Source organism: Massilia phyllosphaerae, from assembly GCF_034659755.1.
Classification (GTDB): domain Bacteria; phylum Pseudomonadota; class Gammaproteobacteria; order Burkholderiales; family Burkholderiaceae_D; genus Telluria; species Telluria phyllosphaerae.
The window spans coordinates 572,099-592,698 of record NZ_JAXSQX010000005.1; the positions used below are offsets into that span (position 1 = coordinate 572,099).

General features: G+C 68.5%; 15 protein-coding genes and 1 rRNA gene. 9 read left to right on the forward strand and 7 right to left on the reverse strand.

Going from position 1 to position 20,600, the window contains the following annotated elements; translation table 11 throughout:
- Nucleotides 1-3 precede the first annotated feature (3 nt).
- The 9 genes from U1H99_RS21210 (at nt 4) to U1H99_RS21250 (ending at nt 12,033) form a co-directional block, all read left to right on the forward strand.
- Nucleotides 4-1,386, forward strand: coding sequence for an MFS transporter (locus U1H99_RS21210; protein ID WP_323143698.1), 1,383 nt, complete (start codon nt 4-6; stop codon nt 1,384-1,386).
- Nucleotides 1,387-1,516: 130 nt separating this feature from the next.
- Nucleotides 1,517-4,666: a xanthine dehydrogenase family protein molybdopterin-binding subunit gene (locus tag U1H99_RS21215; RefSeq protein WP_375341636.1), complete on the forward strand. Its 3,150-nt coding sequence runs from the start codon at nt 1,517-1,519 to the stop codon at nt 4,664-4,666.
- Entirely contained in the window at nt 4,663-5,481 is an 819-nt protein-coding gene (locus tag U1H99_RS21220) for an FAD binding domain-containing protein (RefSeq protein WP_323143700.1), read from the forward strand. Before U1H99_RS21215 ends, U1H99_RS21220 begins: the two co-directional genes overlap by 4 nt.
- Entirely contained in the window at nt 5,478-6,056 is a 579-nt protein-coding gene (locus U1H99_RS21225; protein WP_323143701.1) for a (2Fe-2S)-binding protein, read from the forward strand. The genes U1H99_RS21220 and U1H99_RS21225 overlap by 4 nt, the downstream gene beginning before the upstream one ends.
- A gap of 50 nt (nt 6,057-6,106) precedes the next feature.
- Nucleotides 6,107-7,654 carry an AMP-binding protein gene (locus U1H99_RS21230; protein ID WP_323143702.1) on the forward strand — a complete coding sequence of 516 codons (1,548 nt, stop codon included), beginning with the start codon at nt 6,107-6,109 and terminating at the stop codon, nt 7,652-7,654.
- The gene (locus U1H99_RS21235) at nt 7,651-9,126 is read left to right on the forward strand and encodes a UbiD family decarboxylase (protein ID WP_323143703.1); all 1,476 of its coding nucleotides are present in this window, start codon (nt 7,651-7,653) and stop codon (nt 9,124-9,126) included. The genes U1H99_RS21230 and U1H99_RS21235 overlap by 4 nt, the downstream gene beginning before the upstream one ends.
- A complete protein-coding gene (locus tag U1H99_RS21240) occupies nt 9,123-9,743 on the forward strand; it encodes a UbiX family flavin prenyltransferase (protein ID WP_323143704.1) in 621 nt (206 codons plus the stop codon). Before U1H99_RS21235 ends, U1H99_RS21240 begins: the two co-directional genes overlap by 4 nt.
- Before the next feature lie 14 nt (nt 9,744-9,757).
- The gene (locus U1H99_RS21245) at nt 9,758-10,564 is read left to right on the forward strand and encodes an enoyl-CoA hydratase/isomerase family protein (RefSeq protein WP_323143705.1); all 807 of its coding nucleotides are present in this window, start codon (nt 9,758-9,760) and stop codon (nt 10,562-10,564) included.
- A 2-nt stretch (nt 10,565-10,566) separates the two neighbouring features.
- The gene (locus tag U1H99_RS21250) at nt 10,567-12,033 is read left to right on the forward strand and encodes an aldehyde dehydrogenase family protein (RefSeq protein ID WP_323143706.1); all 1,467 of its coding nucleotides are present in this window, start codon (nt 10,567-10,569) and stop codon (nt 12,031-12,033) included.
- Nucleotides 12,034-12,036: 3 nt separating this feature from the next.
- On the opposite strand, the gene U1H99_RS21255 is transcribed toward U1H99_RS21250, so the two are convergent.
- From U1H99_RS21255 to rrf, 7 genes are all read right to left on the reverse strand, one after another.
- Nucleotides 12,037-12,969: a LysR family transcriptional regulator gene (locus tag U1H99_RS21255; protein ID WP_323143707.1), complete on the reverse strand. Its 933-nt coding sequence runs from the start codon at nt 12,967-12,969 to the stop codon at nt 12,037-12,039.
- 35 nt (nt 12,970-13,004) lie between these two features.
- The gene (locus U1H99_RS21260; RefSeq protein ID WP_323143708.1) at nt 13,005-15,680 is read right to left on the reverse strand and encodes a molybdopterin-containing oxidoreductase family protein; all 2,676 of its coding nucleotides are present in this window, start codon (nt 15,678-15,680) and stop codon (nt 13,005-13,007) included.
- Nucleotides 15,677-16,405, reverse strand: a complete 729-nt coding sequence (locus U1H99_RS21265) for a 4Fe-4S dicluster domain-containing protein (RefSeq protein WP_323143709.1) — start codon at nt 16,403-16,405, stop codon at nt 15,677-15,679. The genes U1H99_RS21260 and U1H99_RS21265 overlap by 4 nt, the downstream gene beginning before the upstream one ends.
- Before the next feature lie 82 nt (nt 16,406-16,487).
- Nucleotides 16,488-17,348: a serine hydrolase gene (locus U1H99_RS21270; RefSeq protein WP_323143710.1), complete on the reverse strand. Its 861-nt coding sequence runs from the start codon at nt 17,346-17,348 to the stop codon at nt 16,488-16,490.
- Nucleotides 17,349-17,471: 123 nt separating this feature from the next.
- Complete coding sequence (locus U1H99_RS21275; RefSeq protein ID WP_323143711.1) at nt 17,472-18,914, reverse strand: efflux transporter outer membrane subunit; 1,443 nt, start codon at nt 18,912-18,914, stop codon at nt 17,472-17,474.
- Nucleotides 18,911-20,089 carry an efflux RND transporter periplasmic adaptor subunit gene (locus U1H99_RS21280; protein ID WP_323143712.1) on the reverse strand — a complete coding sequence of 393 codons (1,179 nt, stop codon included), beginning with the start codon at nt 20,087-20,089 and terminating at the stop codon, nt 18,911-18,913. The genes U1H99_RS21275 and U1H99_RS21280 overlap by 4 nt, the downstream gene beginning before the upstream one ends.
- Before the next feature lie 259 nt (nt 20,090-20,348).
- Nucleotides 20,349-20,461 (reverse strand): 5S ribosomal RNA (rrf, locus tag U1H99_RS21285).
- Nucleotides 20,462-20,600 lie beyond the last annotated feature (139 nt).

Below are 20,600 nucleotides of genomic sequence, written 5' to 3' on the forward strand. Positions count from 1 at the left end.
ATCATGGCTGTAGTAGCGAATGAAGAAGCAATTGCCGAGCGCGAGCAGCAGCGCCACGTGCTCAAGGCCGTGGTAGCGTCCTGCCTGGGCTGGGCGCTCGACCTGTACGACCTGTTCATCCTGCTGTTCGTGGCACCCGTCATCGGCAGGCTGTTCTTCCCTTCCGAGCACCCGATGCTGTCGCTGGCGGCCGTGTATGCGTCGTTCGGCGTCACCCTGCTGATGCGCCCCCTCGGCTCGGCGCTGTTCGGTTCCTACGCCGACACCCACGGCCGCAAGCGCGCGATGATCATGGCGATGGTCGGCGTCGGCGTTTCGACCGCCGCCTTCGGCGTGCTGCCGACCGTGCGTACGATCGGCGTGCTGGCCCCGATCCTGTTCATCATCCTGAAACTGGTCCAGGGCGTGTTCGTCGGCGGCGTGGTCGCCGCCACGCACACGATCGGCACCGAATCGGTGGCGCCGCGCTACCGTGGCGCCGTGTCCGGCCTGATCGGCGGCGGCGGCGCCGGCCTGGGCGCGCTGATCGCCTCGCTGACCTACTACGGCATGTCGGCCCTGTTCCCGGGCGACGCCTTCGACGACTGGGGCTGGCGCTGCATGTTCTTCACCGGGATCATCAGCGCGGTGCTGGGCATCACCATCTTCAGCAACCTCGAAGAATCGCCGATGTTCAAGAAGCTGCAGGAAGCCAAGGCGCGCGCAAAAGCGGCGAACAGCGCGGCCGCGCCGACCGCCGGTGCCAAGGCGGTGTCGCCGCTGCGCACGCTGTTTTCGCGAGACTACCGTAACATCCTGCTGGTGAACCTGCTGCTGACCATCGGCGGCGGCAGCGGCTACTATCTGACCTCGGGCTTCCTCCCGACCTACCTGAAAGTCGTCAACAAGACGCCGAGCGAAACCACCGGCTTCATCCTGATGCTGTCGAGCGTGGGCGTGGTGGTGGCCTCGATCGCGGTCGGCCACCTGAGCACCTTCATCGGCCGCAAGAAGGCCTTCCTGGGCACCGGCCTGCTGCGCCTGTTCGCCCTGCCGGCGCTGGCGCTGTTCATGCCCGGCGTGACCGACACGGTGCAGCTGGCGCTGTGCGTGATCGCGTTCGGCGCCCTCGGCAGCATCGGCTATGCACCGCTGCTGATCTTCCTGAACGAGCGCTTCCCGACCACCATCCGCGCCACCGGCACCGGACTGTCGTGGAACATGGGCTTCGCCATCGGCGGCATCATGCCGACCTTCGTGTCGCTGGCCTCGCCGTCGCCCACCGATATCCCGCACACCCTGGCGCTGTTCCTGGGCGCGATCAGCGTACTGTTCCTGATCGGCGCGCTGGTGGTGCCGGAAACCGTGGGCAAGCTGGATGCGCCGCAGGAGCCGCAGGCGCACTGATCGCGCTGGCTGCATCAAGTTTATCCATCTGAAATACTGATAGGTAAGATAAACAAACATTATTTGTCGTGATGTACCTGTCTCCCTATACTGGTTTCACGGAGACAGACACCAGCAACAGGCCAATAACATGGAAATGAAAACCCACCCAGCCGCCGGCGAAGGTGCGCAGGCGGCACCGGCAGGAGCGGCGGCACAGGACAGCCCCTTCGTCGGGCGCCCGCTGCAGCGCATCGAGGACATCGCGCTGCTGACCGGCCGCGGCGAGTTCGGCGACGATGCCGGCGTCAAGCCCGGCACCCTGCATGCGACCATCGTGCGCTCGCCGCATGCGCATGCCGCCATCACCCGCATCGACAGCAGCCGCGCCGACGCCGCCCCGGGCGTGCGCGCCGTGCTCACCGGCGCCGACCTGGCCGACTGGTCGAAACCCTTCGTCGTCGGCGTCAAGGCGCAGATGGAGATGTGGGCGCTGGCGCGCGAACACGTGCGCTACGTCGGCGAGCCGGTGGCGGTGGTCGTCGCCGACACCCGCTACCTGGCCGAAGACGCGGCCGACCTGATCCTGGTCGACTATGCACCGTTGGCGGCGGTCACCACCATCGACGACGCCATCCTGGCCGACGCGCCGGTACTGCACGAAGGCGTCGGCAGCAACGTCGTCAGCGACCGCAGCTTCCGCTACGGCGACCCGGAATCGGCCTTCGCCGCGGCCCCGCACGTGGTGTCGCTGACCCAGCGCTATCCGCGCAACTCGTGCACGCCGATGGAATGCGCGGTCGTCATCGCCGACTGGCTGTCCGAGGAAGAAGGCTACGACGTCAGCTCCAACTTCATGGGGCCGTTTTCGCTGCACACCGTGATGGCGCTGGCGCTGCGCGTGCCCGGCCACAAGCTGCGCCACCGCTACTTCCGCGACTCGGGCGGCAGCTTCGGCGTCAAGCATGCCGTGTTCCAGTACGCGGTGCTGATGTGCCTGGCCTCGCGCAAGGCCGGCGCCCCGGTCAAGTGGGTGGAAGACCGCCTCGAGCACCTGGCCGGCCTGACCTCCGCAACCAACCGCCTGTCGACGATCCGCGCCGCGGTCGAGAACGACGGCCGCATCACCGCCCTCGACTACGACCAGCTCGACGACGTCGGCGGCTACCTGCGTGCCCCCGAGCCGGCCACCTTCTACCGCATGCACGGCGTGCTCACCGGCGCCTATGCGATCCAGAACCTGGCGGTGCGCAACCGCGTGGTGCTGACCAACAAGACCCCGGCCGGCCTGGTGCGCGGCTTCGGCGGCCCGCAGGTGTACATCGCGCTGGAACGCCTGATGCACCGCATCGCGGTCGAACTGCAGCTCGAGCCGCTCGAGGTCTACCGCCGCAACTTCATTCCCGCCGACGCCTTCCCCTACCGCGCCGCGGCCGGCGCCCTGATCGATTCCGGCAACTACCAGCGCGCGCTGGAACTGGTGCAGAGCGATGGCGGCCTGGCCGATCTTTACGCAAAAAGGGAGCGCGCGCGCGCCGAAGGCCGGCTGTACGGCATCGGCTTCGCCGCCATCGTCGAGCCGTCGATCTCGAACATGGGCTACATCACGACCGTGCTGCCCAAGGAAGCGCGCGCCAAGGCCGGCCCGAAGAACGGCGCCATCGCCTCCGCCACGGTCGGCATCGATCCGCTCGGCGGCATCAACGTCGTGATCGCGTCGGCGCCTGCCGGCCAGGGCCACCGCACCGTGTGTACCCAGGTGGTGGCCGACGTGTTCGGGCTGCAGCCGGACCAGGTCGCGGTCAACGTCGAATTCGATACCCAGAAGGATGCCTGGTCGGTCGCCGCCGGCAACTACTCGAGCCGCTTCGCCGGCGCCGTCGCCGGCACCCTGCACCTGGCGGCCGTCAAGCTGCGCGACAAGCTGGCCCTGATCGCCGCGCCGCAGCTGGACTGCGCCGCCGCCGACGTCGTGTTCAGGGACGGCAAAGTGTTCGCCGCCGCCAATCCGGGCAAGTCGCTGCCTTTCCTGCGCATGGCCGCCAGCCCGCACTGGGCGCCGGCGCTGCTGCCGGCGGGCGTCGAGCCGGGCCTGCGCGAAACCGCGTTCTGGACCGCCGAATCGCTGGGCGCGCCGGACGAGCAGGACCGCGTCAACACCTCGGCCGCCTACGGCTTCGCCTTCGACGTGTGCGGCATCGAGATCGACCGCAACACCGGCCGCATCACGATCGACAAGTACGTCACCACCCACGATGCCGGCAAGATCCTGAATCCGGCGCTGGCCGACGGCCAGATCCGCGGCGCCTTCGCCCAGGGCCTGGGCGCGGCGCTGATGGAAGAATTCCGCTACGGCGAGGACGGCAGCTTCCAGTCCGGCACCTTCGCCGACTACCTGGTGCCGACCACCTGCGAAGTGCCGGAACCGCAGATCATTCACCTCGAGACGCCCTCCCCGTTCACGCCGCTCGGCGCCAAGGGCCTCGGCGAAGGCAACAACATGAGCACCCCGCCGTGCATCGCGAATGCCGTCGCCGACGCGCTCGGCGTGGCCGACCTGACGCTGCCGCTGACGCCTTCGAAAGTGATGGACCTGATCGGCGCCGACGAGCCGCCGCCGTCGGAGGCGGTGGCGCAGGCGCAGCAGCCGTCCACCGGCGCGCTGCCGGTCGCGGGCGGCGATGCGATCCCGTCGACCGCCGCCGTCGATGCGGTCAGGGGCGCCAGAACCGGCAAGGGCAAGTCCCTCGGCGCGCGCGGCGAAGTCGTGCTCGACGCGACCCCGGAAGCGGTGTTCCGGGTGCTGCTCGACCCGGCCGCGCTGGCCAAGGTCATCCCCGGCTGCAACGCGCTCGAACCGAACGGCGAACACCGCTACCGCGCCGACGTGACGGTCGGCGTCGGCATGATCAAGGCGCGCTACTCGGCCGAAGTCGCCCTGTCCGAACTCGACCCGCCGCGCAGCCTGCGCCTGGCCGGTTCCGGCCTGTCGTCGGTGGGCAGCGCCAGCGGCAGCGGCCTGGTCACGCTCGAACCGCAGGGCGCTGGCACGCTGCTGCGCTACGACTACGAGGCCGACGTCTCGGGCAAGGTCGCGGCGGTCGGCAGCCGCATGCTGGAAGGCGCGGCCAAGATCGTGCTGAACCAGCTGTTCGAGCAGCTCGGCCGCGAAGCCGGCGGCGGCGGCAAGCGCGACGAGAACGGCGCCGCGGCCGCACCGGCCGCCACCGGGAACACCGCCGCCACGCCGCCGCGCAGCCTGTGGCAGCGCCTGAAAGCCCTGTTTGGAGTCAAAGCATGAAACCGCAAGCCTTCGATTACGCCCGCCCCGACAGCGCCGCCGAAGCGGTCGCGCTACTGGCCGATGCCGGCGAAGACGCGCGCATCCTCGCCGGCGGCCAGTCGCTGATGGCGGTCCTCAACCTGCGCCTGGCCCAGCCCAGCGTGCTGATCGACATCTCGCGCGTGCCCGACCTGGACTACGTGCGCAGCGAGGCCGGCGTGCTGGCCATCGGCGCCGCCGCCACCCAGGGCAGCGTCGAGTGGCGCCCCGGGCTGGCGGCGGAAGTCCCGCTGCTGGCCCAGGCTTTCCCGCACATCTCGCACTTCCAGATCCGCAACCGCGGCACCGTGTGCGGCTCGGTCGCCCACGCCGACCCGAGCGCGGAACTGCCCCTGTGTCTGCTGGCGCTGGGCGGCCAGGTAGTGCTGCGCAGCCGCAGCGGGCGCCGCAGCGTGGCCGCCGACGACTTTTTCCAGGGCATGCTGATGACCGCGCGCCGGCCCGACGAACTGGTCGAGGAAGTGCGCTATCCACTGGCCGAATCCGGCGTGCGCTATGCCTTCGAGGAATTCGCCGGCCGCCACGGCGACTTCGCGATCTGCGCGGTGGCCGCCGTGGTGCGCCCGGACGGGATCCGGCTGGCGGTCGGCGGCGTCTCGGACCGGCCGCGTGTCAAGTCCTGGGGCTGCCTGTCGCGCGCCGACCTGGACGCGGCAATCAACGATTTTGCATGGGAACTGGGCGCCAAGGACGATCACCACGCCTCCGCCAAGTTCCGTAGACAACTGGTGCGCCACCTGGGCCGCACCGCGATCGACAGGGCCATGTCATGAAGACTTACCAGAAGAACGACGTCGTGCGCATCGAATTGGTGCTGAACGGCCAGCGCCGCAGCGGCACCTGCGAGCCGCGCACCCTGCTGTCCGATTTCCTGCGCCACGAACTGGGCGCGACCGGCACCCACGTCGGCTGCGAGCACGGCGTGTGTGGCGCCTGCACCGTCACCATCGACGGCGTGGCCTCGCGCACCTGCCTGAGCCTGGCGGTGCAGGCCGAGGGCCGCAGCATCGAGACCGTGGAAGGTCTGAATCGGGGGCAGGACGGCCTGGCCGACCTGCAGGAAGCCTTCCGCCGCAACCACGCTCTGCAGTGCGGCTTCTGCACCGCCGGCATCATGATGTCCTGCGCCGACTACCTGGCGCGCAAGCCGGACCCGAGCGAACAGGAAGTGCGCGAGATGCTGTCCGGCCACCTGTGCCGCTGCACCGGCTACACCAACATCGTCAAGGCGGTGCTGGAGACCGCCGCCGCGCGCCTCGGCCGCCCGGTCGGCGCCACGCCGGAGGCGGACAAGCCCGGCCATGCGGGCGTCGGCGCCGCCGAGCAGGCCAGGCTCGTCAACGCCTGACACCGGCCCGACACCGTCATCGATATCCAACAACAATAGAGGAGAACACCGTGCTGGATCTAGGACGCACCTTCCTGCAAAGCGTCGAACGCAGCCCGCATGCGCTGGCCGTGGTCGACGGCGCGCAGCGCCTGACGTATGCCGAATGGTACGAGCGCATTCAACGCGTGGCCGAGGGCCTGTCCGTGCTCGGCGTCAAACGCGGCGACCACCTGATGGTCGTGTTGCAGAACCGCATCGAGATGGCGACCATCCACTGGGCCTGCCAGTTCCTCGGTGCGATCGTCACGCCGCTGAACTGGCGTGCCAAGCCGGACGAGGTCGAATACTGCGCCACCGACTCGGCGGCCAAGGCCGTCGTCTACGAACCGGTCAGCGCCGAAGCGGTGGCCGGCAGCCCGACCGCGGCCCGCCTCACCCGCATCGCGGTGGGCGGCGCCGACGGCACCGTACGCTACGAACAGCTGCTCGAACACGCACCAAGCGCCCCGCTGCTGGCGGCGAACAGCGAGGACATCTCGCTGATGCTGTACACCTCGGGCACCACCGGCAAGCCGAAGGGCGTGCCGCGCAAGCACCGCGCCGAACGCGCGGCCGCCCTCGGCCACGTGGCGCAGAACCTGTACCGGCGCGGCGAACGCACGCTCGGCGTCATGCCGCTGTACCACACGATGGGCGTGCGCTCGCTGCTGGCGATGGCGCTGGTCGACGGCGTGTTCGTGTGCGTGCCCAAGTTCGATTGCGCCGCCGCCTTCCAGTCGATCGAGCGGGAGCGCATCACCGCGCTGTACCTGGTGCCGACGCTGTACCACGACATGCTGGCGTGGCGCGCGCAGCACGGCGCCGAGATCGCCTCGGTGACCAAGCTCGGCTTCGCCGGCGCGCCGATGCAGGACGGCCTGCTGAAGCGCCTCAGAGAGACCTTCAAGCCCGAGCTGTTCGTGAACCACTACGGCTCGTCCGAAGTCTTCACCTTCGCCTTCGACCAGGACGCCACCCGCAAGGCCGGCAGCGCCGGGCGCGCAGGCATCAACACCCGCATCCGCGTGGTGGCGCTCGGGGCCGACACCGCGGACCAGGTGGTGGCGCCGGGCGAGGAAGGCCAGATCGTCTGCGAACTGCAGGGCGACGAGGCCTTCGAGGCCTACTGGAACCGTCCCGACGCCAACGCCAAGTCGATCCGCGCCGGCTGGTACTTCACCGGCGACACCGGCTACCTCGACCCGGACGGCGACCTGTTCGTCACCGGACGCGTCGACGACATGATCATCAGCGGCGGCGAGAACATCTCGCCGGTGGACATCGAATCGGTGCTGTCGCTGCACCCGGACGTCGACGAAGTGGCGGTGGCCGGCCTGCAGGACGAGCGCTGGGGCCAGCGCGTGGTCGCCTTCGTCAAGCCGCGCGGCGAGACCACCCCGGAAGCGCTGAACGAACACGTGCGCCAGTCGGACCTGCAGAATTTCAAGCGTCCGCGCGACTACGTGTTCGTGCGCGAAATCCCCAAGTCGCCGGTCGGCAAGATCCTGCGGCGCAAGCTGATCGCCGGCGACTACGAAGCCCTGCCGGCCTCCGAAGAAGGAAAGGCCCAACAATGACACACGCAGTCGAGAACAACAAACCAACGCCCAAGGCGACCGACCTGCGCACCTGGCTCGCGCACCTGCAGGCCACCGGCCGCCTGGCGGTGATCCGCGAGGGCGTGCCGCTGAAGCACCGCCTGGCCGCCATCGCCAAGCGCCTGGACGGCACCCAGGCCGCCTACTTCCCGAAACCGGCCGGCCACACGATACCGGTGGTGTCGGGCTTCGTGTCGAAACGCGGCTGGATCGCCGAGGCGATGGGCGTCGAGCAGGCCGGCCTGCTGGCCGCCTTCCGCCACGCCGCCGAACATCCGCTGCCGTGGCGCGAGGTGGCATCCGCGGAGGCACCCTGCCAGCAGGTGGTGACGCCGATGGACGCATCGAAGGACCTGAACACGATGCTGCCGATCCCGACCCACAGCGAGCATGACAACGGCCCCTACATCACGGCCGGCCTGGTGATCGCGCGCAATCCGGCGACCGGCGTGCAGAACGTCTCGATCAACCGCATCCAGGTGCACGGACGCGACCGCATGGCGATCCTGATGCTGCCGCGCCACCTGCTGGCCTTTTACAAGGCGGCCGAAGCCGAAGGCCAGGCGCTCGACGTCGCGGTCGTCATCGGCGCCGATCCGCTCACGCTGCTGGCGTCGCAGGCGATCACGCCGATCGACCACGACGAACTCGAAATCGCCGGCGCCCTGCACGGCGCCCCGCTGCCGGTAGTAAAGTGCACGACCAACGCCGTGCGCGTGCCGGCGAATGCGGAAATCGTCATCGAAGGCCGGCTGCTGCCGCAAGTGCGCGAAGCCGAAGGCCCGTTCGGCGAATTCCCGAAGTACTACAGCGCCCAGGAGAAGCGCGAAGTGATCGTGGTCGATGCCGTGACCACCCGCACCAATCCGATCTTCCACACCATCGTGCCGGCCGAGATGGAACACCTGCTGCTGGGCTCGATCCCGCGCGAGGCGACCATGCTGGCCCACCTGCAGCGCAGCTTTCCGGGCGTGACGGACGTGCACCTGTCGGTCGGCGGCGTCGGCCGCTACCACCTGTTCGTCAAGTTCCGCAAGGCGCGCGAGGGCGAGCCGAAGAACGTGATCCTCGGCGCGTTCGGCGCCCACTACGACATCAAGCAGGTGATCGTGGTCGACGACGACGTCGACGTGCACGATCCGCAGCAGGTCGAGTGGGCGGTGGCCACGCGCTTCCAGGCCGACCGCGACCTGGTCGTGATCAGCGGCGCCCAGGGCTCGGTGCTGGATCCGTCCACCACCGTCGCCACCGGCCACCACGAGATCGACGAACCGGCCCCGCCGCACCTGCAGGGCGTCGGCGCCAAGATGGGCCTGGACGCGACCCGGCCGGTTTCCTACCGCGGCTACATCTTCACCAAGGTGCGCATCCCGGGCGAACTCGAGATCGACCTCGGCCAGGAAATCGTGCCCGGCGCAGTGGTGGACTGGCACGGGGTGGACTGGCAATGAGCAAGCCCCGCCTCATCGTCGCCATCACCGGCGCCAGCGGCGCGGTGTACGGCGTGCGCATGCTGCAGGCGCTGCGCGCGTCCGGCGCCTGCGAGACCCATCTGGTGATGTCGTCGTCCGGCGTGATGACGGCGCAGCAGGAACTCGACATGCGCCGCGCCGACATCGAGGCGCTGGCCGACGTGGTCCACAACGTCAAGGACATCGGCGCCACGATCGCCAGCGGCTCGTTCCGCTCGGCCGGCATGGTGGTGGCGCCGTGCTCGATGAAGACCCTGGCCGGCATCGCCCACGGGCTGGCCGACAACCTGGTGGCGCGCGCCGCCGACGTGATCCTGAAGGAACGCCGCCGGCTGGTGCTGGTGGCGCGCGAGACGCCCCTGAACCTGGCGCACCTGCGCAACATGACGGCCGTGACCGAAATGGGCGGCATCGTCTTCCCGCCGGTGCCGGCCTTTTACACCCGTCCGGATTCGCTCGACGACCTGGTCGACCATACGGTGGGGCGCCTGCTCGACCTGTTCGACCTGCCGCACGAGGGCCTGGTCCGGCGCTGGGAAGGCATGCCGCGCAGCGGCGCCACCGCATCCAAGCAAGCAAACGACACCACAGAATAACCAAGGAGAACAGCATGACCCAACTGAAACACCCTGCCCACGACCTGCTCGAGAACCTCGACGGCTTCCGCGTGGAAGTCGATGCCGGGCGCCAGCGCGCCGACATCGTCCTGTCCAACGGCCAGTTCAACATCATCTCGATGCGCCAGCGCGAGCAGCTGCGCCTGGTGTTCGAGTCGCTCGACGAGGACGAGCGCGTGCGCGTGATCGTGCTGCGCGCCGAAGGCCAGCACTTCTCCAGCGGCGGCGACATCAAGGGCTTCCTGGAAGCCTCGCCGGAACACGTCTCCAAGCTGGCCTGGAACATCGCGGCGCCGACGCGCTGCAGCAAGCCGGTGATCGCCGCCAACCGCGGCTTCTGCTTCGGCGTCGGCTTCGAGATCTCGCTGGCCTGCGACTTCCGCATCGTCACCGACACCACCTTCTACGCGCTGCCGGAACAGAAGCTCGGCCAGATCCCGGGTTCGGGCGGCTCGGCGCGCCTGCAGAAGATGGTCGGCATAACCCGCACCAAGGACATCGTGATGCGCTCGCGCCGCATTCCGGGCAAGCAGGCCTACGACTGGGGCGTCGCCACCGAATTCGTGGCGGATGCCGAACTGGAAGCCGCCACCGACCGCCTGGTCGAGGAACTGGTCGCGTTCTCGCCGCTGGCCCAGCGCACCGCCAAGAAGCTGCTGAACGACACCGAGGATGCGCCGCTGTCGATCGCGATCGAGCTGGAAGGCCATTGCTACAGCCGCCTGCGCGCCTCCGACGACTTCCGCGAAGGCGTGGAAGCCTTCCACGGCAAGCGCGCACCGAAGTTCAAGGGCAGCTGAGCATGAGCCAACCGAGTATGAGTCCGCTGAGTGCCCTCAACTACATCGACGGCCAGTGGCAGGGCGCGGTGGGCGGCGGCGTCGCCACCAGCCGCAATCCGGCCGACGGCAGCGTCATCGGCAGCCTCGCGGCCGGCGGCCTGGCGGACGCGCGCGCGGCGATCGCCAGCGCGCGCCATGCCTTCGACACCTCGCTGTGGCCGCACGACGCCCGCCTGCGCCAGAACGTGCTGCTGCAATGGGCCGAGCGCCTGGAAAAGCGCCACGAACTGGCGGCGCTGCTGACCCAGGAAAACGGCAAGGTGATGGCGCAGTCGCGCGGCGAAATGGCCGCCGCCATCTCGGAAATCCGCTACTACGCCGGCATGGCGCGCCACATGCCGGGCCACTTCACGGAAGTCGAGCCGGGTGCCTACTCGGCGACGCTGCGCGAGGCGGCCGGCGTGGCGGGGCTGATCATTCCCTGGAACGCGCCGGTCGTGCTGCTGATCCGCTCGCTGGCACCGGCGCTGGCGGCCGGCTGCAGCGTCGTCGTCAAGCCGGCGCACCAGACCGCCCAGATCACGGCCCAGGTGCTGCGCGAACTGGCGGCGGTCGAGACCCTGCCGCGCGGCGTAGTGAACCTGGTGCTGGAAACCGGCAGCGAGGCTGCCCAGGAACTGGTGGCCTCCGAGGACGTCGACGTGCTGAGCTTCACCGGATCGAATGGCACCGGCCAGCGCATCATGGCGGCGGCCGCGCCGACCATGAAGAAGCTGTCGCTGGAACTGGGCGGCAAATCCTGCTGCCTGGTGTTCCCCGACGCCGACATCGGCGCGACCGCCCAGCGCATCGCGGCAGCCGCGACCGTCATCTCCGGCCAGCAATGCACGGCCGCGCGCCGCGTCCTCGTGCATGCGGCGCGCTACGACGAGATGAAGCACGCGCTGAAGCACGCCCTGGGCAGCATCGTGGTGGCGCCGGGCGACACGCCGGGTGCCGGCATGGGTCCGCTGATCGACGCCCAGGCGCTGGAGCAGGTAGCCGGCGCGGCCGAACGCGCGTTCGACATCTGCGACGAGGTCGTGCTGCAGGGCGGGCGTCCGGGCGGCCGGCTGGCAAACGGCCACTTCCTGACGCCGACGCTGGTGGCGCACCAGGACAGCGGCGCCTTTTTCGTGCAGGACGAGATCTTCGGCCCCTTCGTGGTGCTGGAGCGTTTCGAGGACGAAAAGGACGCGGTGGCGCGCGCCAACCACACGGTGTTCGGGCTGTCGGCCAGCGTCTGGACCCAGGACGGCGACCGCGGCATGCGCGTCGCGCGCGCACTGCGCAACGGCACGGTGTGGATCAACGACCACAACCGGCTGTTCGCGGAAGCGGAGACCGGCGGCTACCGGCGCAGCGGCGTCGGCCGCCTGCACGGCTACGAGGGCTTGAACGACTTCCTCGAGACCAAGCACATCTACCGCAGCGTGGGCCTGGTCTGAACCTCAGGCCGGCGGCGGCGGGCCCGCCGGCTCCGCCGGTGCGCGCAGCCGCAGGTTCGCGGCCAGCATCGACAGGAACAGCCGCGCCGCGGGGCTCAAGGGCCGGCGCGGGTGCGCCACGCTCACCATCCGCCGCACCAGCCGCGGCGCCGTGATCGCATGCGCGCGCAGGATACCGCTGCTGAGCTGGCGGTGCACCGCGATGCGCGGCACGATCGTCGCCACGCGGGCCTGTTCGACCAGCTTGACGGTCGCCACCAGCGAATCGATCTCGAACTTCGGCGCCAGCTCGATGTTCTCGCTTTCCGCGAACGCATCGATGGTGCCGCGCAGGCCGTGCCCGCGGGTCGGCAGCACCAGCGCCAGGTCCAGCGAGGACAGCTGGCGCAGAGCCAGGCTCTGCGGCACGCCCTGGTCCGACGCGGCGCTGGTGATCAGGACCATCTCTTCATCGACGATGTGCTCGACGTCGAGCGCGAGCGGACGGCGCGGCTTGTTGATGATGGCGGCATCCAGCCGCCCTGCCGTGACCCAGTCGATCAGCGTGCTCGTGTAGCCGTCGGCCACCGACACGTCGACCTCCGGATAGCGGTTCGAGAACTCGCTCAGCGTATCGACCAGCACACCTTCCGTCACCGAGGCGATCAGGCCGACGTTGACCTCGCCGCGGATCGCACCGTCGCTGCTGAGCAGCTGGGCGTGCGCGTTCGAGAAGTCGCGCATGATCGGCAGGAACAGGCGGTACATCTGCCGTCCGGCCGCGGTCGGCACCATGCCCTGCTTGGAGCGCTCGAACAACTGCTGACCGAGCTGCTCTTCCAGCTTGGCGATCTGCATGCTCAGGGCCGGCTGCACGATGTTGAGCCGGTGCGCGGCGCGGGTCACGGTGCCCTCTTCGTAGAGCGCGATGAAGTAGTTAATCTGGCGGAATTCCATAGCGGTCCATCTTACCCGAGGACGCCGCCACGGCGCTACGCCGCCGTCACCTTGCGCACGCTGCACACCGTATCGAACCAGGCCTGCATGCCCACCAGCGGCGACGGATTGACCGGAAACAGTGCGTTGATGTTCACGCCATTGCCACGCCCGCCGTTGCGTTCGTCCCACCACACGCCATTGCGCAGGTCGTCCAAGCGCGCTTCGGCGTCGAGCGCGCCGCGCATGCCGGCCTGGCCGGTGGCGGCCAGCACGCTGTCGCGCCGGCCGTTGCGCCCCTGGGTGGCACGCCCGCCGAAGCGCCAGCCGACCGAATTCGACACCGCCAGCACTTTCGGGTGGATGCCTTCGGTGACGAACACCCGGATGCGCGCCCGCCCCACCACCTCGTCGCCGGCGCCGGCGGCGGCCTTGAAGGCGCGGTCGCCGTCGCTGCCCGAGCGCGGACGGTAGGTCGTCAACTCGACCAGGTCGCCGGACTTCACGCCGATGCGCGCCGCGGTGCGCGGGTGCATCCACATCGGATTGTCGTGCACGATCTCGGCCAGATATTTCTGCGATGCGGTACGGCCCTGGGTATGCACGTTCCACTTGAAGGTCGTGAGCACGAAGCGGTCCGCGGCCAGCCGCGCCAGCCCTGGCACAGGGCGGAAGCTCGGCATGCCGTCGTCGCGCATGCCGGCCGCGGCGGCCACCTTCGCCACCTCGGGCGCATGGATCTCGAAGCGCCGCGAAGGCGTGGCGAAACCGCGCAAGGCCTCGCCGCCCACCATCAGGCCGATCGCGCGCTCCTTGCCGCCCGGCTTGTCGGCCTTGACGATGCAGCCGCTGGCCTCGTCCACGCGCGCCCCTTCGAGCTGGGCCGCGCCGAGCTTGCGCCGGAACACCTCGTAGGCCTTGGGCTGGCTGGTATCGACGTGCACGCCGTAGTGCTTCATGTAGGAAAAGCCGTCGGCGAAGCGGCGCCCGTCCGGACCGGTCGTGGGCAGCTTCGAACACTGCACGCGCACGTAATCCTCGTGCGTCCCGAAGGCGAAATAGCGCGCCTGCGCCGGCCCCAGGCGGCGGCCGACGTTGAACAGGACTTCGGGGAAGGACAGCGCTTCCCCGGGCGGCGCCACCATCGGCTGGCGCAACATGGCGTAGTGCTGCAGCTCGAGGTTGTTGCGGATGTCCATGCCCCAGCGTTCGAGGTAGGTCGCATCCGGCAGGATCAGGTCGGCGTAATGCGCCATCTCCGAATAGATGATGTCCGAGCAGGCGTGGAACCGCAGCAGCTTCTCGTCGCGCAGCACCTCGACCGCCGTGGTGCGGCCCTCGGGCCAGGTCATCGGCGAGACGATCGTGTAGCTGAGGTAGACGTCGAGCCGTGCGCGGCCCTGCTTCAGGTAGTCGTAGACCACCTGGCCGACCTTCATCTTTTGCCAGCGGTTGGCAAGCGGCCATTCGGGCGGGTCTTCGAGATCGGTGCGGATGGTCACCTTGGGCGGCTCCGGCTGCGGCGCCGGGTAACGCGCCGGCGACAACTTGTCGTCCAGGCCGTAGCAGTAGCCGCCCGGCCGCCCGACGGCGCCGACCAGGGCGTTCAGCATGACCACCGCGCGCTCGGCGTTGAAGCCGTTGTAGTGGGCGCCGGTGCCGCGGTTGGTGAAGGCGGCCACCGCCGGCCGCAGCTTGGCGAATTCGATCGCGATGCGCTCGATGTCCCTGGCCGGCATGCCGGACAGCCGGTGCGCCCAGGCCGGCGTGTACGCTGCCAGCCAGGCGCGCAGCTGCGCTTCGCCGGGCTGCACGAAGTCGGCGATAAAGGCGCGGTCGTGCAGGTTCTCGCGCAGGATCACGTGCGCCATCGCCAGCGCGATCGCGCCCTCGGTGCCGGGCAGCGGCCGGAACCACTCGTCGCTGCGGCCGGCCGTGTTCGACATGCGCACGTCGAAGGTGACCAGCTTGGCGCCGTGGTCGAAGCGCGCCTTGGCCACGCGCTTGACCAGGTGCAGGCCGCCCTGGTGCGCCTCGTAGAAATTGGCGCCGAAGTTGAGGAAGTAGCGGCAGCGCTCGGCGTCGATCGACTCCCAGTCGGTCTCGCCCAGGCTGACGTAGTTGGCGGCGCGCTTGTTCGAGGAGCATAGCGCACGGTGGTTCAGCAGCACCGGCGAGCCGACCGCGTTCAGGAAGCGCGAGAACTCGGATTCGTAGCGCGAGCGGCCCTGGTGGATCGCCACGCGCTCCGGATGGCCGTCGGCGATGCACGTGCGGATACGCGCCGCGATGTCGTCGTACGCCTCGTCCCAGGTGATGCGCTTCCACAGGCCTTCGCCGCGCGCGCCGACGCGTTTGAGCGGGTACAGCAGGCGCTCGGGATAGGTATTGATGGTCGGTCCGCTCTGCCCCTTGGCGCAGGTCATGAAGCTGCCGAGGTTCGGGTCGAGCGGATTGCCGCGGATCTTGACCACCTTGCCGTTTTCGACAAAGCCCTCGATGCCGCACACGGTCGAGCAATTCAGGCAGACGCTCTTTACCGACGCGGCGTTGCGGTAGTCGGGCCGCTGCTTGCGCGCCTTGCCGTCGGCGTCGGCGGCATAGGCGAGCGGATCGGGCGCGGCGGCGGTCGCCGCGGCGGCATCCTCCGGCGTCAGCAGGATGGTTTCCCCGACCGCGAGCGTGGCCAGCGCGCCCAGTCCCGACTTCATGAACCGGCGGCGCTCCATCATGCGCCTCCTTTCGCCTCGCCGACCTCGGTGCCGTAGTCGGCGCGCAGCTCGGCCCAGGTGTCGATTTCATATGTAAACGGATCGTGGTTGCGGCCCTTCGGCAGCTTGCGCTCCACCGCGCGCGGCACCACCTTGCCGATCCCGCGGTATTGCACCATCGGGCGCGCGCCCTCTTCCGGCTTGAGCACCGTGAGCTCGCGCGCGTATTTCGCGTTGAAGCGGCTGATCGGACTGTCCGGGTCGCCCAGGTCGCCGAAGGCGAATACCTCGGTCGGACAGGCTTCCACGCAGGCCGGCTGCAGGCCCGCATCGAGGCGATGGCTGCACAGGTCGCACTTGTCGGCCACCTGCGCCACCGGGTCGATATGGATCGCGCCGTAGGGACAGGCGGCGATGCAGTCGCGCGAGCGGTCGCAGGTGTCGGCGTCGATGCGCACCACGCCGTCGGCATCGCGCCGGATCGCCTCGGTCGGGCAGGCCTTCAGGCAGGGCGCGTCCTCGCAATGCATGCACAGCGTCGGCAGGAAAGCGCGCTTGAGCGTGTTCTTGCCGACCGCATCGCGGCCGTGGAAGTCATGGTAATAGACCTTGGTGCGGAACATGCCGAGGTAGACGGCATTCTCGACCTTGCAGGCCACCGAGCAGGCATGGCAGCCGATGCAGCGCTCGGTGTCGACGGCCATGCCCCAGCGGGGCACGGTCTGGCGTGGGGCGGATTGACTCATTGGGACGATGCCAGGCGGCAGTGTTCAATAAAGTCCGCAAGGATGCATCAATGCCGGCATGAAGGCAAGACCGCAATGGTCCCTAGTTCCGTGCCCAGGGATTGAGACTGGCCAGCCAGGCGCGGACGCGATTCGCATCGGCCGCGCGCGCGCGCGTGCCCTGGGCGTCCAGGAACACCATCACGGTGGGGCGTCCGCTCACGGCCGCATGCAGGACCATGCAGCGGCCCGCCTCCGAGATATAGCCGGTCTTCTGCATCCGGATCTTCCAGCTTCGGCTGGCGGTCAGGCGATTGGTGTTGTGGTAGACGGTGCGGTCCCTGCCCTGGCTGATCGTGTGTTCGCGGTCGGTCGAATAACGCCGCACCAGCGGGTGTTTTTCGACCGCGACCACGAGCCTGGCGAGGTCCCTGGGGGTCGAGACGTTCGCGCTCGACAGCCCGGTCGGCTCGACGTAACGCGTGTGGCGCATGCCGAGCGCGCGCGCCTTGGCGTTCATCGCGGCGACGAACTTCCTGGTGCCGCCCGGGTAGTTGCGGCCCAGTGCCGACGCCGCCCGGTTCTCGGAACTCATCAGCGCGAGGTGGAGCATGGTCGAACGCGGCAAGCGGGTGCCGACGCGCAGCCGCGACGACGAATACTTGAGACGGTCGACGTCGGCGCCGGTAATGGCCAGCGTTTGCGCCATGTCCTGCTTCGCCTCCAGCACCACCAGCGCCGTCATCAGCTTGGTCAGCGAGGCGATCGGCATGACCGCATCCGCATGTTTCTGGTACAGGACCTGTTTTGTCTTCGGATCGAGAATCAGGACGGCGCTCGAGCGCAGCGCCGTCAGGCGCGCGGCCGGCGGCACCGGGGTCGGATGCCTGTCACGGGCTTGGACTGTGGATGCGGTAGCGGCCAGCAGGCCGGCCGCCAGGAAAACGGAAGCAAACAATTTCATGAGATCGACTACGCCGGTGTGCGCCGCCGCCAAGGACGTGCGATGAGGAAACAGGATCGCGCACATCGTAGTCAACCGGACTTAGCAAAGCCTTAGGGCCGCAAAGCCCGAGGCGCCTGGGGTTCAGGATTTTGCGGAAGCCGGCTTCCCGGCGCCCGGCTCGTCCTGCCAGCCGCCGCCCAGCGCCTTGTACAGGGACACCGTCGCCTGCAGGCGACGCAACTTCAGAATCCCCATGTCGTTCTGCACGTCCGACAAGGCACGCTGGGTGTCGAGCACCGTCATGAAATCCTCGGCACCCAGCTTGTACCGGATCTCGGCCAGATCGTAGGCCTGGCGCGCCTGGTCCAGCTCGACGGTCTTCAGGCGCTGCTGCTCATCCAGGCTGTGGACCTGGCCGAGCGCGTTGTCCACTTCCGACAAGGCGGCGATCACGGTCGCCCGGTAGGCCTGCACCACTTCCTGTTTGCGCGAGATGGCGATGTCGCGTTCGCGCTTGAGGCGGCCGCCGTCGAAGATCGGCGTGAACAGCGAGGCACTGACGTTGGCAACCAGGTTCGGCGCATTCAGCAGCGACAGCAAGGCGCTGCTTTGCGTGCCCATCGCCCCGGTCAGGCTGATGCTGGGGAACAGGTTGGCGCGGGCGACTGCCACGTTGGCATTGGCGGCCGCCAGGTCGGCCTCGGCGCGGCGGATGTCGGGCCGGCGCGCCAGCAGTTCGGACGGCAGGCCCGGCGCCACTTCGGGCAAGGTGACCGCCGCCAGCCCTCCCTCGGCCACCGAAAAGGTCTGCGGCGCTTTCCCGAGCAGGATCGCCAGCGCCGACTGCGCTTCGCGTTCCTGCTGCATCAGGTCGGGTATGTCGGACTTGCGCTGCGCCACGGCGGAGCGCTGGCGCGCCAGGTCGAGCGACGACGCCGCGCCGGCGCTCTTCTGCGCTTCGACCAGGGCCAGCACGTGTTCGGCATTCGCCACGTGCTGGCGCGCGACGGCGAGCCGGTCGCGCAGCGACAGCACCTGCAGATAGGTCGCGACGATGCCGCTGGTGACCGTCAGGGCGACGGTCTGGCGGTCGAAGCGGTTGGCCGCGAGCGAGGCTTGGGCGGATGCCACGCTGGCCTTGTTCCTGCCCCAGAAATCGACTTCGTAGGACACCTGCAGGGCACTGCTGGCGGAAGTGCTGCCGCTGCCGCTTGCAAGCGGCACCGACCGGTTGGCGCCGCTGGAAAAGCTCGCCGTGGGCAGCAGCGAGACGCCGGCGATGCGCGCCCCTGCTTCGGCCTGCTTGACGCGCTCGAGCGCGCTTGCGAGTTCCAGGTTGCCGGACTGGCCTTCGTCGACCAGGCGGGTCAGCTCGGCGCTGCCGAAGCGCTGCCACCATTGCTTGTCGGGCCAGGCCGCGTGCTCGGGCGTACCGGCCGTCCACTCGGCGGGCAGATCGACCTTGGGCGGCGGCTCGGCGCTCGGGCCGCGGCTGGCACAGCCGGCCAGCGCGGCGCAAGCGAATGCCAACGACACCGCTGCCGGCACACGGGGAAATGGCAGCGTCAGGGGGCGCAGCCTCATTGATGCGCCTCGTGTGCCGAGGCCACGGGTGGCCTGGCACCGGCATTCGGCGCAGCCGGCAGCGCAAGCCCCTTCGGCACCGGACCGACCAGCACCTTGTCGCCTTCTTCAAGCCCCGCCACGATCTGTGCCTGCTGGCCGGCACGCACGCCCACTTTCAGCTTGCGCGGACTGATCTGCCGGGCGTTGTCGACGACATTCACGTCATACAGGCCGTCGTCGTCCGGCGCACCCAGGACTTTCGCCGGCAACAGCAGCGCATTCTTCGCCTGCTCAACCACGAACTGCACCTGCGCGCTCATGCCGCTCATCAGTGCATGATTCGGATTCTTCACCTCGAACAGGACAATATAAAAGGCCTGCTTACCCTGGTCACCGGTGCCGTCCGCCGGGATCGGGATCACCTGGCGCAATTTCCCGGACCAGTGCTTGCCGGGGTAGCCCGGCGTGGTGAAGCTCGCGTCCATGCCGGGCCGCAGCCGCGTCACATCGTTTTCGGCGACGCGCGCAGCCACCGTCATGTCGGACAGGTCGGCAATCCGGAGCAGCGGCGCCGCAGGTTGCGCCGCCGTTACCATTTGTCCCGGACGCGCAGCCAGCGATACGACGGTGCCGGCCATCGGCGCCTTCACCATGGTTTTCTGGCGCGCGTCCTCGTCGATCTTCAAGGTCGCTTCCAGTTCGCGGATCTGGGCGGTGATCGCATCGACGCGCGCGCTCGCCGAGGATGCGCTCATGCGTGCCGATTCAAAGGCTTCCTCGCGGGTCGCGTTCTGGGCTTTCAGCTGGGTCTGGCGCTTGAACTGAAGCTCGGCAAAATCGAGTTGCGCCCGCTGGTCGGCCAGGTCCGCCTGCAAGCGGGCCATCTGGGCGCGATTGCTCTCGGCCTTGGTCGGCTGCTGGGTCGGAGTAATCTCGATCAAGGGCTGGTCGGCCTTGACCGTGTCGCCGATGGCAGCCAGCACGTCCTTCACCTGTCCGCCGATCTGTGGGTAGACGTCGGCCCATTTGTGCAGTTGCAGCTTGCCGTTCGCCGCGACGGTATCGCGGATGTCGCCGCGCTGGGCGGTGACGGTGTCGAGCTTGACCGGTGCAGGAGCGGGCGCAGGTGCAGCAGGAGCGGCAGGTGGCGACGGCCGGGTCGCCTGTGCCGACACGGATGGGATGCCTACCATGGCGCCCAGTGAAAGGAGAGCGACTCCCACGTATAAGGCAGTCGCGCGACGCGCGAACGTGGGCAAACGGGATGTTCTGTCTTGTTGATCAGCAGCCATAGGACGACGACATCAGAAATATCCCGAGTATACACATACTGGGAATGGGACGAGCGCTTTGTGAAATCCGGGATGGAAAAGCAAAAACCCCACTCAGGCTCGCCGAGTGGGGTTTTGCATTACTACTTTACTTACTGCTGCTTTCACAGCATGTTAATTAGCCTGACGATAACCTACTTTCACACTGGTTGCAGCACTATCATCGGCGCAAAGTCGTTTCACGGTCCTGTTCGGGATGGGAAGGGGTGGTACCGACTTGCTATGGTCATCAGGCATAAACTGTACGAGTGCGCTTCGCTGTGCTGGGCGCCACTCTGAATCCGGAAGAAGTATTTAGTTTTTTGAATCTGGTATCAACAAACAGCTGTCAATCTCAACCTTGTACTGCCAAGGTTATAGGGACAAGCCGTAC

Bases quoted from the DNA above. Each gene is read 5' to 3' on its own strand.
- U1H99_RS21210 (WP_323143698.1), top strand. From the start codon at position 4: ATGGCTGTAGTAGCGAATGAAGAAGCAATTGCCGAGCGCGAGCAGCAG.
- U1H99_RS21215 (WP_375341636.1), top strand. From the start codon at position 1,517: ATGGAAATGAAAACCCACCCAGCCGCCGGCGAAGGTGCGCAGGCGGCA.
- U1H99_RS21220 (WP_323143700.1), top strand. From the start codon at position 4,663: ATGAAACCGCAAGCCTTCGATTACGCCCGCCCCGACAGCGCCGCCGAA.
- U1H99_RS21225 (WP_323143701.1), top strand. From the start codon at position 5,478: ATGAAGACTTACCAGAAGAACGACGTCGTGCGCATCGAATTGGTGCTG.
- U1H99_RS21235 (WP_323143703.1), top strand. From the start codon at position 7,651: ATGACACACGCAGTCGAGAACAACAAACCAACGCCCAAGGCGACCGAC.
- U1H99_RS21240 (WP_323143704.1), top strand. From the start codon at position 9,123: ATGAGCAAGCCCCGCCTCATCGTCGCCATCACCGGCGCCAGCGGCGCG.
- U1H99_RS21245 (WP_323143705.1), top strand. From the start codon at position 9,758: ATGACCCAACTGAAACACCCTGCCCACGACCTGCTCGAGAACCTCGAC.
- U1H99_RS21250 (WP_323143706.1), top strand. From the start codon at position 10,567: ATGAGCCAACCGAGTATGAGTCCGCTGAGTGCCCTCAACTACATCGAC.
- U1H99_RS21255 (WP_323143707.1), bottom strand. From the start codon at position 12,969: ATGGAATTCCGCCAGATTAACTACTTCATCGCGCTCTACGAAGAGGGC.
- U1H99_RS21260 (WP_323143708.1), bottom strand. From the start codon at position 15,680: ATGATGGAGCGCCGCCGGTTCATGAAGTCGGGACTGGGCGCGCTGGCC.
- U1H99_RS21265 (WP_323143709.1), bottom strand. From the start codon at position 16,405: ATGAGTCAATCCGCCCCACGCCAGACCGTGCCCCGCTGGGGCATGGCC.
- U1H99_RS21270 (WP_323143710.1), bottom strand. From the start codon at position 17,348: ATGAAATTGTTTGCTTCCGTTTTCCTGGCGGCCGGCCTGCTGGCCGCT.
- U1H99_RS21275 (WP_323143711.1), bottom strand. From the start codon at position 18,914: ATGAGGCTGCGCCCCCTGACGCTGCCATTTCCCCGTGTGCCGGCAGCG.
- U1H99_RS21280 (WP_323143712.1), bottom strand. From the start codon at position 20,089: ATGGTAGGCATCCCATCCGTGTCGGCACAGGCGACCCGGCCGTCGCCA.